Raw genomic sequence first — 14,500 nt, forward strand, 5'->3', positions numbered from 1 at the left:
CAGGCCGGAAACCGCAGGGTGAGCGGCACGCTTTCCGCCGACCACTCAGGAGGACATGGCATGACCGCTGCTCTGCGGGCCCGGGGACTGGGCAGGAGATTCGGGCGGCACCGCGCGCTCTCGGACTGCACCCTCGACATCCCGGCCGGACGGGTCGTCGGGCTCGTCGGCCCCAACGGCGCCGGGAAGACCACCCTGCTGAGCCTGGCCGCCGGGCTGCTGACACCGACGTCGGGCACCATCGAGGTGTGCGGCGGGCGACCGGGCGGCGGTCCGGCGCAGCTGGCCAAGGTCGGTTTCGTCGCCCAGGACACGCCGGTCTACGCCAGGCTGACCGTCGCCGAGCATCTCAGGCTGGGCGCCCGGCTCAACCGGGGCTGGGACGCGCGGCTGGCGGCGGACCGGATCCAGCGGCTCGGCGTGCCCCCCGGCCGGCGGGCCGGAGACCTGTCCGGCGGTCAGCGCGCCCAGCTCGCCCTGACCCTCGCCATCGCCAAGCGGCCCGAGCTGCTGATCCTCGACGAACCGGTCGCCAGCCTCGATCCGCTCGCCCGGCGGGAGTTCCTGCAGGAGCTGAGCGAGACGGCAGGCGGACTCAGCGTCCTGCACTCCTCCCACCTGGTCTCGGACATGGAGCGGGTCTGCGACTACCTCATCGTGCTCGTCGCCTCCCGCGTACGGGTGGCCGGCGAGGTCGGTGAGCTGCTGGCCGGCCATCAGCTCCTCACCGGGCCGAGCACCACCGCCGTCCCCTCCGGGCCGCACGTCATCTCGGTACACCGCACCGACCGCGTGACGACCGTGCTCGTACGGGCCGGCGCCACGGCCGGCGATCCCGTCTGGTCGGCCGGCCCGGCCGGCCTCGAAGACCTCGTCCTCGGCTACATGAGCCCGTCCGTTCCCGCCCTGGAGGTGCAGCGATGATCTGGCTGACGTGGCGCCAGCTCCGTACGCAGGCCGCGGTGGTGTTCGGCCTCATCGCCGTCCTCGCCGTTCTCCTGGCGGCCACCGGCCCGCGGCTGGCCGGCCGGTACGGCACCGATTCGTTCCTGAGCGAGATCGGCGGCGCCGACACCGCGCTCTACCTGCTCGGCGCCCTCGCCCTGCTCGCGCTGCCGTTCGTCATCGGCATGTTCTGGGGCGCCCCGATGATCGCCCGGGAGCTGGAGGCCGGAACCCACCGGCTCGTCTGGACCCAGGGCTCCACCCGCACCCGCTGGCTCCTGACCAAGCTCGGCCTCACCGGACTGACGGCCATGGCCGCCGCCGGACTGCTCAGCCTCGCGGTGACCTGGTGGTCCGGCCCGATCGACAGGGCCATCGCGGACGCCAGTGGCGCCGGCGCGGCTCCCGGCCCGGGCCTCCTGATCTTCCCGCGCCTGTCACCCGAGATCTTCGACTCGCGCGGGATCGTGCCCCTCGGCTACGCGGCCTTCGCCTTCGTCCTCGGCGTCACCGTCGGAGTCATCGTGGCTCGCATTCTGCCGGCCATGGCCATCGTGCTCGCCCTCCTGGCCGTCACCCAGATCACCATGTCCGTGGGCGTCCGGCCCCACCTCGAGACGCCCGAGCGCCTCACCACCACGATCACGGCGACGAACATCCTCCGTATCGACAGGGGCGGCCACCTGACCCTGGCCATCGACAGGCCGGGCGCGTGGAGCACCGCGCAACGGACCGTCAACGCGTCCGGGCGGACGGTCCGGCCACCGTCGTGGATGGGCGACTGCCTGCCCGGCCCGGGGCAGCGGGACCAGGGCTGCTTCGCCAGGCTCGAACGCGAGGGGTACCGGCAGGTGGTGACCTACCAGCCGGCCGGCCGCTTCTGGGCCATCCAGCGGGACGAGGCGCTGGTCTACCTCGCCCTCGCCCTCCTCCTGGCCGGACTGTGCGCCTGGTGGACCCGCCACCGGCTCTCGTAGCCCGTCGTCCCTCCCTCCACCGGTACGACCGGTGGAGGGAGGGAGGTTTCCCGGCGAGCACGTGGTGGGACGTACGGGACAACGCCGCAGCGAGAGATGGATACCGCGTGTCGATATCGGGCGAGATAAGGCAGCAGGTCGCCGGCGCGCTGGAGCTCTCGGCGGAGGCACGGGGCTCCGTCGAGGCGGCCGCCGAGCTCGTCGACTCGGCGGTGGGGAACCTGACCGCCGTGCTCGCGGCGTCGAACGACCCCAAAGCCGGGCAGGCCATCCAGTCGCTCATCCAGGCCGGGGAGCGGCTGGGCGAGATCGCCGGCCTGTTCGGCGTGGTCGCGGGCGAGCTGCCGGTCTTCCTCGGCCGCCTCGACCAGACCTCCGACGTCAAGGCCGAGCGTGGCTCCACCGTCTCGACGTCACACGGGAAGGGCGGGAAACAGAAGGCGTCCGTGGCGCGGCCCGAGAGCCGCGAGGATCCCGCCACCGAGGAGAAGACCTTCATGGCCTGGTGGGGCACCAAGTCACGGGAGATCGCCGACGCCGGTTCGGCGGAGAGCGCCATCGGGGAGGCCGCGGACCGCCTCTTCTCCGGCGGGGTACGCGGGGTCGCGATCCGCATCGGCAAGGGCGAGCGGGAGCAGTCGCCGCTGCGGATCTACATCGACACCACCGCGGGACGCGCCGCCGTCTCCTGGCAGGGCAGCCCCGGCGTCGAGTCCGGCGTCGACCCCGACCAGCCGCTGCTCGTCGAGGACGACCCGAAGCTGCCACCGGTGACGGTCCCGCCCGAACGCGCCCGCGTCACACCGGCGACCGCCATCCGCGCCGCGCGAGAGTACGTCGAGACCGGACGGCGCCCGACCTGCCTGGACTGGGATCCCGACCGGACGGCCCCACCAGCCGAACGCGCGGTGGAGCCGCGTACCGGCGAGGCGGCCCGCCCGGAGCCGGCCCGCCGGCCCGGCGACGAACGCCGCCGGCGGCGCTGAGACCGTTCGCTCCGTACGACCGGCATCGCTCGAACGGTTCGTCGCTGGGGGGCGCTGAGCGGCCTCGACCGCTCATCGACGCGCGTCAGGACGAGACGCGGTGCACGACCAGGCCTGAGGGGACGGCGATCGCGAGCAGGCCGTTCCCGAGCGGTGCACAACCGACGACCTCGTGGTGGACCGGGATGACGTGCTCACCTCGGCCGTCCGCGGGATCCCAGACGCGGACCGTACGGTCCTCCCCTCCATGCGTGACGAGCAGCGGACGGCCCTCCAGCGTCAGCACGCCGATTCCGGCGAAGCGAGTGCCCTCCTCTCCCCGCAGGACGCACTGCTCCCGGGCGGTCAGCGGGTCCCAGACGCGTAGCGTCTCCGATTCGCCGGCGGCCACCAGGGGGCGGTCCCCGAGCATGAACGCGAAGTCCGCCCCGGGTCCCGCCAGGTCCTGCCAGACCGCGTCGGCCGGATACCAGAGGCGCACCCCGCGGCCCCGGGCGTCGGCGACCAGCGCGGGACGGCCGTCCACGGTGATCCGGCCGAGCCATTCGAGGGCGGCATCGCACTCCTCTTCGTGTTCCAGCCCGCCGGTGACCGGGTCCCAGATCCTGAGGAGGGAATCGCCGGCCGCCACCAGCAGCGTCCGGCCGTCCCGGTCGAACGCGCACACGATCGTCGGCCCCTCCTCCCACCGGCGTTCCAGACGCCTGAGCTGCCGTCCGGTGGCGGGGTCCCAGATCCGGATCCGCCCGTCGTCATAACTGGAGAACGCGCCCGCGAGCAGTTCCCGGCCGTCGGCGGTGAAGGCGTGCACGTCCTGGATGCCGAACATCGATCCTCGGATCCGGCGAAGCCGCGCTCCGGTCTCCGCGTCCCAGATCCGCAGTGACTCGTCCGCGACGCTGACGACCTTGCCCTGGAAGGCCCAGGCTCCGTAGACGTCTCCGGTATGGCCCTGGGGACGGGGCCGCGTGCCGGGCCCCAGCGGATCCCACAGCCGTACGGTCCTGAGGTGACCGTCCGCGCCGGCCAGCAGTGTCCTGCCGTCGAGGTCCACGGCGCACAGCGCGTCGAAAGGCCCCCGGCCGCGCTGGATCCGGTTGACCGGTTCGCCGGTGGCGGTGTCCCAGACGCACAGAGAGTCCACGTACTTCTCCGGCACCGCGAGCAGCTCACGGCCCCCGGCGCGGAAGAAGCACGCCCGCTCCACCCAGCTCTCGGACGGGATGAAGACCTGGACGGACGCTCCGGTGTCCTGGTCCCAGATCCGTACGGTCTTCTGCCCGACGCTGACCAGTCGCTCCCTGCCACCCAGCTCGACGGCGCGCACGTGCGTGATGCGATCCAGGGTGGCCTCGACGATCGGCTCGTGCTCGATGACCCGTACGAGCTCGCCGGTGGCGGGATCCCACAGCCTGATCCTGCCTCCCTCCATCTCCTTGTCGTATCCCGCCGTGGCGAACAGGGGCCGCCCGCCGACGGTGATCGCGCAAAGGTCCACGGTCGTGTGACCGTCCGGCTCCGCGCTCCCGCGCGGCTCACCGGTGGTCAGGTCCCAGACGCCGACGCCCTTGCCCCCGCCCGCGGTACCGGAGGTGGCCATCACCAGGTCCCCGCGACAGGCGATCGCCCGTCCGGTCGCGCCGGCGATGACCTGACGGGTCTGTCCCGTACGCGGATCCCACAGCCGTACCGAGTCCGGCGAGGCGCTCGCGACCAGGGTCTTCCCGCCTACCTCGACGGGGATCACCCCTTTGTGGCCGGTCAGCGTCCGCAGCCGCTCGCCCGTGACGGGATCCCAGGTCCGTACGGTCCCGTCACGGCCCGAGCTGACCAGCACGCCGTCGACCTCGACCACCGCGTCGACCGCGCCCGCGTGCCCGTGCAGGACACGGACCTGCCGCGCGGTGACGGGATCCCAGATCCGCAGCGTGCCGTCCGCGCCCGCGCTGGCCAGCAGCGTCCGGCCCTCCACCACGGTCGTGCAGAGATCCACCGCCCGTCCGGCATGCCCTTCGAGAGTGGCCAGCTCGACTCCGGGCGCGACCGACTCCCAAACCGCCTCAGAACGCATTGGCCGATATTAGAAGGAAGGTCCCTCCGCCTAGTGACCGAGCGCCTGGCCGGACCCCTTCCGGTGTTTGCCGGTGCGATGACGAGGGTGCCCGGGGGTCAGATCGACCGTGGCCCCCCGTTCGAGGGTGGTACCGGTCAGGGTGTAACGGGTGGCACACATGCCGGCCTGCGCCCACAGTTCGACGTGCCCGGCGGCGTCGACGTCGCCGAAGACCAGCGCCGGCACGTGCCTCGGGTTCCAGGGGACGTCGATCCGGGTCCAGGTGCCGGACGTGCCGATGAGCGCCGTGGCGTTCTGGGAGGGGTTGGTGGACTCCCAGAGCTCGCCGGTGCTCTTCTTCACGGCGAAGAGGACGGTCTGCCCGGCGGGCTGGGCGGTGGTGAGGGAAAAGTCGTTCCAGTCGTCGTCCCCGTCGGGAGCCTCGGTAGGACCGGCGAGGGTCCGCGCGTAGCCGTAGCTCCCGGCCGAGCATCCGCCACAGGCGGTGTAGAGGTCGAGCTGGTAGCCGTTCGCGGCGTCGCCGGAAATGCCGATCAGGTCGGCGATTCCCGTGTCGTCGAGGCCGGCGTTCCCCGCGGCGACCAGCCGGGTGGGATTGTCCCCGTCGCCGTTGAGCGTGTAGTCGGTGAACTGATCGGAGTGCAGCCACTCGCTGTCGCCGGAGTACGGGCTGAGAGGCAGGTCGTCGCCGTTCCCGTACTGCAGGAAGGCCTGGCCCGCGCTGTCTCCGGCCGGACGGTAGGCGAGCACGTCCTGGACGCGATCGCCGGTGAAGTCTCCGTGCAGCACCTGCGCGTCGTTCCAGTCGGCGGGCGTGTTGTTGATCCCGGTGCCGTCGGCTCCGATGTCGGTCGGGGTGGCCAGGCCGCCCGCCCCGTCGCCGCGGGCCAGCCAGAGACCGGGGTCGGCGTCCGTACCGACGAGGAGCAGGTCGGCGTGGCCGTCACCGTCGACGTCGCCGTCGGCGTACGGAGTGGCGGGGGTGGTCACGACGAAGTCGGCGGAGGCGGACTCGCTCAGGTCACCCGTGGCCGAGACGGCGAACACCGTCACCGTGTTGGGGCCGACGTGGTGCAGCGGGATCTGGACCCTCTGCACACCGCCGGTCGCGGTCAGGCTCTGCGGCGGCCCGGCGTTCAGCTGGTAGTCATAACGACCGGCGGCCTCGCCCGTGCACGCGGCCGGAGGAGTCTCCAGCGCTCCGGCACACGGGGCAAGGGTGAGGGTGGCGGTCCGGCCGAGTACACCGGCGTCCCCGGAGGCGTCCGTCGCGACCGCGACGCCCGGCGCGGGAGGCGAGGCGTCGCCGGATGCCTGGACCGGAGCGGCCACGGCGGTTCCGGCGACACCGAGCGTGGCGGCGGCGACGGCCGCCACCAGCACGCTCGTTCTTCGGCGGCGCCACCGCCGGTGCGGGAGATCGGCCTGGACGTTTCGGAGCGTTGTGACCACGGTGGCGGCCCTTCCCTGACGAAGCCCTACGGAGTGCGCCGGACGGTGGTCGGCCGACGGCCGCCACATGGCGCAGCCGAATCACACGGCCTGCCGGGAGCCTGGGTCAATATGACCTTAATCATCCCGTTGTGTCGGAACGCTGCGCCGCCGATCATCGGGTGTGGGGACGCCTCGCAAACTTTTCTTTGCCTCTCCCCTCTATGCGGCCGGTGGAGGTTGTGCCTGCTTCCGTTGCGCCCGGTCCGTCGAGCAGCCGGGCCGTACCGATACAGGCGGCTCCGGACCTAGAGTTCAGGTGGTCTAAGAGGGGTGGGCGGGATGTCCGGCAGGGCCGGGGTTTTACTGACGGCGTACGACGCACAGTTGCGTGGGCGCGTGCCCGGGTACCCGCCCGCCGGCGCGGTGGTCGAACGGGACGGGCCGCTCGTGCGGACGCATTACGGCACTCACGGCACCGTCGACCTCGACGCCGGCCCCGTTCCCGCTGACGCCGGCCTGATCCGGCGGCAGCAGGCCGTCTTCGCCGAACGCGGTGAACCGGTGGAGTGGAGGGTCCACTCCCACGACCAGGGAGCCGAGCTCGGCGAGCGCCTACGCGAGGCGGGATTCGCGGCCGGCTGGGAACGGGCCGTGCTGGTGGCCGAGATCGACGGACTCCCCGGACCCGGAGCCCTGCCTGACGGCCGCGGCGTGCGCGAACTCCTGCGCGGCGAACACGACCTTCATGAACGTATCCGCCGCATCGCAGCCGCGACGGAACCGCATCGGACCTCGCTCACCGAGATGGAGGCCGACGGCGACCTGGGCTGGAACTCAGAGCAGATCCTGATGCTGGAGTCCGGAGCGGGCCTTCTGGGCGCCGCGTGGGCCCAGCGCGTGGACGGCACCGAGTTCATCTCCATCGGCGGAATGACGGGCCCGCACGCGGAGTTCGTCCCGGCGCTGACGGACTGGGCACGGCTCCTCAGGCGCCGGTCCGATGTCCGCGAATTCGTGGCAGAGGCCGACGGAGCCCTGCGCCACACGCTCCTGAGGTCGGGGTTCTACGAGATCACACAGGTGACGACGTACCACTGGTCCCCACCCGGACCTGTCGCGCCTGACCGGCCCGTCAAGCGGCTCATCTTCGATTCGGAGCATGACGCTCTGTGGGACCGCTTCAACGCCCGCTTCGCGTTCGAGCCCGGTATCGAGACCTACCCCGGCATCACCGAGCCCCCTGCGTCGGTCACCTGGCACCTTGCCGCCATCGACAGGACCGACGGCCCCGCCGCCGCACGACTCGAGGCCATCATCGAACGCGGCCTGCGCGCCTGCGCGAGACCCGGAGAACTCCTCTACTGGCTCGACCGGAACCACGTCGGAGCCCGCTTCGACCCCCAACGCGTCGGCGGCCCGGACCGGCCGCCCTGGCCCGGCGCCGCCTACCCGGACGGCGACTACCTCATCCATCTCACCGATGACCTGCGCCTGGGCACCTTCGGGCACCCGCGGGAAAACTCCCTCTGCGTCTTCGGCGATGAGCTCCTTCCCCACGTCGAGGAAGACCTCAACGCGCTGCTCGGCGCCCCCATGCGCCGCGGCGGCCGTACGCGCGGCGACCTCCAGGCGTGAGCCAGAACCGGTTCCGCACGGTCTTGAGGTCGCGCCACGGCAAAGGCGGGTGCCACCCGTCGCCACTCAGTGGCACCCGGCCCGAAGGGCGTACACGTCACCCGACGGCGCCACCGGCGCCATCCGCCACCGTGATACCCGAGGCGAACTTCACCATGGTCGTGACGTTCCAGTTGAGCGAATGCGGCAACTGCACCATGACGTCCAGCCGGGTCATGGCGAGCTTGGGGTTACTCGGGTTCGCCTTCCCGGGTGTCCGGTCGACCGGCCGCTGCTGACCGGTCTGGAAGATCAGAGTGGCCGAGTCGTCCGCGCTCTTGTGGCTGAAGAACCAGCCCTTGGCCCCATTGACCTCGACCGCCTGGTCCCCGGACTTCGGGAACGGGTTGAGGTCACCCTCGACGAGGATCTTGTCCTCGAAAGTGCCGCTCTTCGGGGTACCGATCTTGTGCAGGACCAGCGCCGTGTTGTCGGCGGTGGCGACCTCCCAACCCCGCGGGATGGTCTTCAGGGTGTAGCCCTTCGGCTGCGTCCCCTCGTAGGCGACCAGGGCGACACTGATCTCCCCCGGGACCGAGGCGCCGGCCGAGGCGCCCGCGGCCGGGGCGGGCCGATCCGCCGTGCTGAGCGGACCCGTCAGCAGCAGGGCACCGGCGGCGCCGGCGGCGACCAGACCTGTCCCCCCGCCGAGGGCCAGGCGGCGGCGCCGCCTCGCCAGCAGGGCACGGCCACGGGCGATGTCGGACTCGGCGTCCGGCCAGCGGTCGGCGGTGCGGAGGTCGTCCGGGACGGCCTCCGAGAGAAGGGCACGTACGTCGTTCATCGAGAATCCTTTCGGCCGGCCCGGGTCGGTACCGAGTCGGCAGGTCGACTTGAGGCAGGGCGGATCAGGACGGTGCGGCGACCAGCGCGGTTCGCAGCCGGTCCAGGGCCTTGGAGTTCATGCTCTTGACCGTCCCCTTCGCACAACCCAGCGCCGAAGCGGTCTCCTCGATGCTCAGATCGAGCTCGTGGCGGAGCACGACCACCGCACGCATCCGTGGCGGCAGCTCGGCGAGCGCCCGGCGCATCGCTCCGCCGTCGAGCCGCCCGTCGATGGCGCCGAACGCGTCACCGGACACCGCGGCGTCGGGCAACTCGCCGGTCGCGCTCTCCCGCCGCCACCAGGGCCGTCGCGTCTCGTCCAGGAACGCCGAGACGATCGCCCGGCGTGCGTAGGCCTCGGTGCTGGCCCTCTCCCGTATCCGCGGCCAGGCGACGTACACCCTGGCCAGCGCCGTCTGGACGACATCCTCGGCGAGAAACCTGTCCCCCGCCGTCAACATGCAAGCGGTGCGGAGCAGACTCACCCGGCTCGCCCCGACGAATTCCGAGAACTCACGGTCCCGGGTCGTTCGGATCATGTGTACCTCCTCACGGCCTAGACGGAACCGGCGTCGAAAAGGTTCTACGGCCGGACCGAAGTACCCGCTCCCCCTCGGCCGGCCCTTCAGCGCCGGTCGGCATCCTCGCGATGGGTCGCGGTCAGGCCGAGGTGGTCCCGTAGCCGGCTGATGCCGGTGGCGAGGGCCGGGGGGATGGTGATCAGGACGGCCAGGGCGTCGCCGAGGTCGTCCTGAGCGGTCCGCAGGGTGATCCACGCGACGGCCGGAGCCAGGAAGGCCCAGGGGCGGGCTTTCGAACGGAGCAGCCAGCGCAACGTCGCCAGGCCGGCGCCGGCCAGGCCATCGACGGCTCGGTGGAGTGCGGCCGGCGCGCGGGCGTCGCACCAGATCGAGCCGCGCAGGGCGACGCACAGCCTCGGCAGCCCCCTCACGAGCTCGCGGATGAACGCCGCGCGGCGCTGGTCGGGCAGGAACTGGAGCTCGGCGGACCACTCCTCCAGGTAACGCCTCCGGGCCGTCCGCGGCAGCAGGATCGATCCGAGCCAGAGGACGTGCCAGGGCCTCTCCACGCCATCGACGGTGCCCGCCAGGGTGCGCAGCCGATGGCGTGCGAGCGCCTGGAGCTCATCGGCGACCACGTCGTGGCCCAGCCGCTGGGCATGGGGCACGAGCAGGTCCAGGGTGTGCCGCGATCGGAGCACCTGCTTGTCCTCGTCCAGGTACTCGATGGTCCGCATGTTGTGCAGCCGGTCCAACAGCTTCAGTGTGATCACCCGGTCGTCCCACGGGACGGCCGCCCCGGACGCCTCTATCGCCTCGATGAGGGACACGACGTCGTCGCCGAACTCGGCGCGCAGCGGCGCCGGGTCGTAGCCGGGTTCGGACGGCAGGTCATGGAGCAGGGCCGCGCACACCAGGTGGCAGCCCAGACCCACGGTCGCGGCGAGCGTCGCGACCGCGACCGGATGCGTGATGTACGGATCTCCGCTCTTGCGCAGCTGACCGTCGTGCCGGCGGGCCGCGACCTCGTACGCCTGCCGTACCAGGCCGAGTTCGGCACCGGAGTAGACGCCGGCCAGCCGGTCCAGCAGCGGCTCGATCAGCGAGGGGCGGTCGTCCATGTGTCACCCTCCCGCCGGGCTCAGCCGGAGGGCGGGCCGGAGAACCGTACGCTCCGCGAAGGCCGCGCCGTCCCGGGTCAGCCGGTAGTGCCGGCGGCGGGGCAGGCCCTCCGCGGCCGGCGGCTCCCACGCGCTCTCCAGCAGGCCGGCCCGCTCCAGCCGGGCCACGAGCGGATACAGCGTCCCGCCGCGCAGGCCCGTCGCCTCGATCAGCTCAAGGCCGTACATCTCCCGTCCCGGGTCCGTGAGCATCGTCCTCAGCAAGAGCTGTGACGCCGACCTGTTCGACATAACTCGTACTCTACATAGCCCCCTGGAAGAACCAGAAGTGGCCGGCCTGCGACATCCGCCTTACCCCGGCCTCCCGGCGAGCGGCGGACCCGGGACACTCCCCCCGCGCCGCCGACGCCGGCGCGCTTGACCTCTTTGTCCGATACCGAGCATGCTGTCCGGCGAGTGTTGATCGGGTGGAGGGCGGGCGGCATGCGTATCGGACTGCTGGGGACCGGGCCTTGGGCCGAGATCGCGTACGGGCCCGCGCTGCGTGATCATCCCGAGGTCGAGTTCGCCGGTGTCTGGGGACGCAGGCCCGAGGCCGCGGCCGCCATCGCCGACACCTTCGGCGGCCGCCCGTACGAAGACGTGGACGCCCTCATCAAGGACACCGAGGGGATCGCGATCGCCCTGCCTCCGGCGATTCAGGCTCCGCTGGCCGAGCGCGCGGCGCTCGCCGGGCGCCATCTGCTGCTGGACAAGCCGCTCGCGCTCAACGTCACCGACGCGAGGGCCGTCGTCGACGCGGCGGCACGGACGGGCATCTCCTCGGTGGTCTTCTTCACCACGCGTTTCACGGACGGGCGACGGCAGTGGATCGGCGAGCAGGCGCGGCATGGTGGCTGGTTCACCGGCCGCGCGGACTGGCTGGGCGCGCTGGACAGCGGCGACAACCCGTTCGCCAACTCGCCGTGGCGGCGTGAGAAGGGCGGCCTGTGGGACGTCGGGCCGCACGCCCTGTCGGTCCTGCTGCCGGTGCTCGGGGACGTCGAACGCGTCCTGGCGGCCGCGCACGGCCCCGGCGACACCGTTCATCTGATCCTGCGCCACACGAGCGGCGCGTCGAGCACGGCGACGCTCAGCCTGACCGCGCCGGGGGTCGCGGCGGGCCACGGCGCGGAGTTCCGTGGCGATTCCGGCGTCGCCACGATGCCGGCCGGCGACGACGATCCGGTCACCTGCCTCGGCCGTGCGATCGACGCGCTGGTCGAGTCGGCGCGTACGGGTCGCGCCCACAACTGCGACGTACGTTTCGGCCTGCGCGTGGTCGAGATCCTCGCCGAGGCCGAGGGACTGCTCGAGGGCCCTACGCCCTGACGGCGATCACATGGGTGAGTGCGGCGACACCGCGGTACGGGTCGGTGCGCCCGGCACGTTCCTCGCTGACCACTCCCCCCGGTGCGACCGTACGCGCCGGCGCGGCGAGCAGCACTCCGCCTCGCCGGCCGTGAAACCCGTGGTCATGTCCTCTCCGTCCCTGGTCAGCGGCGGCGGGCGTTGGTACGGCGCGTGGGCTCCGCCGAGGCCGGATCCTCCGGCCAGGGGTGGCGGGGATAGCGGCCGCGCAGCTCGGCCCGTACGCTCCGGTAGCCCTCGCGCCAGAAGGATGCCAGGTCGGCCGTTACGGCGGCCGGACGCCCGGCCGGCGAGAGCAGGTGCACGACGAGCGGCACGCCGGCGACGCGTGGCGCCTCCTGCCAGCCGAACAGCTCCTGCAGCTTGGCCGCGAGCACCGGCTGCTCGCCCGAGTAGTCGATCCGGATCCGCGAGCCGCTGGGCACCGTGACGCGTTCCGGCGCGACCTCGTCGAGCCGGGCCGCGCACTTCCACGGCAGCAGGCCGCGGAGCGCGGCGGACACGTCGAGGCGCTTCAGGTCCGCGCGCCGGCGGGCACCGCCCGAGGACAGGTCCAGCGACTCGAGCAGCGCGTCGTCGTCCATCAGCGGCCAGGGCGGCCCGAGGATCCGGTGGCAGAACGCCAGCCGCGCCCGCAGCTCCTCGGCCTCGCGGGTCCAGGTCAGCAGGCCGAGTCCTTCCCGGCGCAGCCCTTCGCGCAGGGCGGCGCGTACCCGCTCGGGGTCCGGGCGGGTCAGCGGGGTGGCGGTCAGCTCGATGGCGCCGAGGCGTTCGACCCGGCGTGCCACCACGTCGCCGTCGTGCCAGCCGACCTCGTCCTCGACGACCGCGCCCACGGCGAGCCGCGCGGTCTCCTCGTCGATCGGGACGGCCTGGCGGATCCGCGCGGACGGCGCGCCCGGCGTACGGTCCGCGACCGCGATCGCCAGCCACTCGGCGCCGCCCAGCCGCGATCCCCTCGCCGGTTCCGCGGCGGTGCCGGACGCCATCAGGTAACCGCCGTCGCGTGCCCGCGCCACGCGTTCGGGGAACGCCAGCGCGACCACGATCCCGGCGGCGGTCTCGTCGTCGGGTACGTGGTTCGGCACCGCGCGCGGGATCGCCCTCCGCAGGCGCCGTACCTCCTCGCGAAACCGCCCGTCGCGCCGTCGCGCCCGCCACTCCGCCACGAGGTCGTCGACGGTCCGCCGGTCGTCGGAGAGCAGCGCCACGACCTCGGCGGCACGCTCGCCGACGTGGTCCGCGCCGTCGAGCAGGGCGCGGGCCAGCCTCGGATGCACACCGACGCGCGCCATTTTCCGTCCGCGCCCGGTGGCGCGGCCCTCCTCGTCCACGGCGCCGACCGCCCGCAGAGTCTCGCGGGCGGCACGCATGGCGGCCGGGGGCGGCCGGTCCAGCAGCGCCAGCCCGGCGGCGTCCGGGTCGCCCCAGCACGCCGCCTGCAGTGCGAAGCCGGTCAGGTCGGCCAGCTCGATCTCGGGCCGCGGCCGGCCGGGCAGCCTCTCGTGCTCGGCCTCCGACCAGCAGCGGTAGACCCGGCCCGGCGCCTCACGCCCGGCACGCCCGGCCCGCTGACCGGCGGTCGCCCGCGACGAGCGCACGGTGACCAGGGTGCCGAGCCCACGGGCGTGGTCCATGCGCGGCTCGCGGGAAAGGCCGGCGTCCACCACCGCGCGTACTCCCGGCACCGTCAGCGACGACTCGGCGACCGAGGTGGCGAGCACGACCCTCGGTGGCCCGCCCTCGCGCGGCCGGAGTGCCGCCTCCTGCACCTCGGCCGGAGCCCGCCCGTGCAGTTGCAGCACGTCGAGGCCGCCGAGCGCACCGGCGACCCGCCCCAGCTCGTGTACGCCCGGCAGGAAGCACAGCACGTCGCCGTCCCCCTCGGTCAGGGCGCGCCGCACGGTCAGGGCGACGTGGTCGAGCAGCGCGGGATCCACCGACATGCCGTGCGGCGGGCGTACGGGACGGGGCGGTGGAGCCCAGACCATCTCGACCTGATGCGCCGTCGCGCCGGCCGTGAGGACCGGGGCGCCGCCCAGCAGCCGCGACCACGGGCCGGTGTCGGCGGTGGCCGACGCGGCGACCAGGCGAAGGTCGGGCCGCAGCGTCGCGCGCACGTCGAGGAGGAAGGCGAGCGCGGTGTCGGCGTCGAGGTGACGTTCGTGGCACTCGTCGAGAATGACGACGTCCCCGCGCAGGTCGGGATCGTGCTGGAGCCGCTGCAGGAGGACGCCCGTGGTGACCACCTCGACCGCCGAGCCCGGCCGCCGCTCACCCCTGATGGCGTACCCGACGCGTTCCCCCACCGGCTCCCCGAGCATCCACGCCATTCGCCGGGCCGCGGCGCGCGCGGCCAGCCGCCGTGGCTCGGCGACGATCACGCGCCGCCCGCCCTCGGCGAGGACGAGCGGCACGAGCGTGGTCTTGCCGGTGCCGGGCGGTGCGGCCAGCACCGCGCTCCCCCCGGAGTCGAGCGCGGCGACCAGACCGGGCAGCGCCTCGGACACCGGCAGATCGAATGAACGCACGG

Annotated in this window: 13 protein-coding genes; 5 read left to right on the forward strand and 8 right to left on the reverse strand. The window is 72.9% G+C overall.

Annotation, left to right across the window (positions count from 1 at the left end):
* Positions 1-60 precede the first annotated feature (60 nt).
* From FB559_RS39465 to FB559_RS39475, 3 genes are all read left to right on the forward strand, one after another.
* Positions 61-924: an ABC transporter ATP-binding protein gene (locus FB559_RS39465; RefSeq protein WP_141962705.1), complete on the forward strand. Its 864-nt coding sequence runs from the start codon at positions 61-63 to the stop codon at positions 922-924.
* Positions 921-1,922: a transporter gene (locus FB559_RS39470; protein ID WP_141962706.1), complete on the forward strand. Its 1,002-nt coding sequence runs from the start codon at positions 921-923 to the stop codon at positions 1,920-1,922. Before FB559_RS39465 ends, FB559_RS39470 begins: the two co-directional genes overlap by 4 nt.
* A gap of 107 nt (positions 1,923-2,029) precedes the next feature.
* Positions 2,030-2,908, forward strand: coding sequence for an Imm1 family immunity protein (locus FB559_RS39475; protein ID WP_141962707.1), 879 nt, complete (start codon positions 2,030-2,032; stop codon positions 2,906-2,908).
* Positions 2,909-2,993: 85 nt separating this feature from the next.
* Here FB559_RS39475 and FB559_RS39480 read toward each other — a convergent pair whose 3' ends face one another.
* Complete coding sequence (locus FB559_RS39480; RefSeq protein WP_141962708.1) at positions 2,994-4,979, reverse strand: WD40 repeat domain-containing protein; 1,986 nt, start codon at positions 4,977-4,979, stop codon at positions 2,994-2,996.
* Between the two features lie 30 nt (positions 4,980-5,009).
* The gene (locus tag FB559_RS39485) at positions 5,010-6,434 is read right to left on the reverse strand and encodes an FG-GAP repeat domain-containing protein (protein ID WP_141962709.1); all 1,425 of its coding nucleotides are present in this window, start codon (positions 6,432-6,434) and stop codon (positions 5,010-5,012) included.
* A 321-nt stretch (positions 6,435-6,755) separates the two neighbouring features.
* On the opposite strand from FB559_RS39485, the gene FB559_RS39490 reads away from it, so the two are divergent.
* Complete coding sequence (locus tag FB559_RS39490) at positions 6,756-8,051, forward strand: DUF2716 domain-containing protein (RefSeq protein WP_141962710.1); 1,296 nt, start codon at positions 6,756-6,758, stop codon at positions 8,049-8,051.
* A 97-nt stretch (positions 8,052-8,148) separates the two neighbouring features.
* Here FB559_RS39490 and FB559_RS39495 read toward each other — a convergent pair whose 3' ends face one another.
* The 4 genes from FB559_RS39495 to FB559_RS39510 all read right to left on the reverse strand — a co-directional run bounded on the left by FB559_RS39495 (position 8,149) and on the right by FB559_RS39510 (position 10,848).
* A complete protein-coding gene (locus FB559_RS39495; RefSeq protein WP_141962711.1) occupies positions 8,149-8,874 on the reverse strand; it encodes a hypothetical protein in 726 nt (241 codons plus the stop codon).
* Between the two features lie 64 nt (positions 8,875-8,938).
* Positions 8,939-9,454: a SigE family RNA polymerase sigma factor gene (locus tag FB559_RS39500; RefSeq protein ID WP_141962712.1), complete on the reverse strand. Its 516-nt coding sequence runs from the start codon at positions 9,452-9,454 to the stop codon at positions 8,939-8,941.
* A gap of 86 nt (positions 9,455-9,540) precedes the next feature.
* Positions 9,541-10,557: an HD domain-containing protein gene (locus tag FB559_RS39505; protein ID WP_141962713.1), complete on the reverse strand. Its 1,017-nt coding sequence runs from the start codon at positions 10,555-10,557 to the stop codon at positions 9,541-9,543.
* A gap of 3 nt (positions 10,558-10,560) precedes the next feature.
* Entirely contained in the window at positions 10,561-10,848 is a 288-nt protein-coding gene (locus tag FB559_RS39510) for a PadR family transcriptional regulator (protein ID WP_141962714.1), read from the reverse strand.
* Between the two features lie 192 nt (positions 10,849-11,040).
* On the opposite strand from FB559_RS39510, the gene FB559_RS39515 reads away from it, so the two are divergent.
* The gene (locus FB559_RS39515) at positions 11,041-11,928 is read left to right on the forward strand and encodes a Gfo/Idh/MocA family protein (RefSeq protein WP_141962715.1); all 888 of its coding nucleotides are present in this window, start codon (positions 11,041-11,043) and stop codon (positions 11,926-11,928) included.
* Here FB559_RS39515 and FB559_RS46370 read toward each other — a convergent pair.
* Together FB559_RS46370 and hrpB are read right to left on the reverse strand one after the other, a co-directional pair.
* Positions 11,918-12,043: a hypothetical protein gene (locus FB559_RS46370; protein ID WP_281286363.1), complete on the reverse strand. Its 126-nt coding sequence runs from the start codon at positions 12,041-12,043 to the stop codon at positions 11,918-11,920. The two genes, FB559_RS39515 and FB559_RS46370, sit on opposite strands and share 11 nt — an antisense overlap.
* Before the next feature lie 49 nt (positions 12,044-12,092).
* Positions 12,093-14,498: an ATP-dependent helicase HrpB gene (gene hrpB, locus FB559_RS39525; RefSeq protein WP_141962716.1), complete on the reverse strand. Its 2,406-nt coding sequence runs from the start codon at positions 14,496-14,498 to the stop codon at positions 12,093-12,095.
* Positions 14,499-14,500 lie beyond the last annotated feature (2 nt).

The organism is Actinoallomurus bryophytorum (assembly GCF_006716425.1).
Classification (GTDB): domain Bacteria; phylum Actinomycetota; class Actinomycetes; order Streptosporangiales; family Streptosporangiaceae; genus Actinoallomurus; species Actinoallomurus bryophytorum.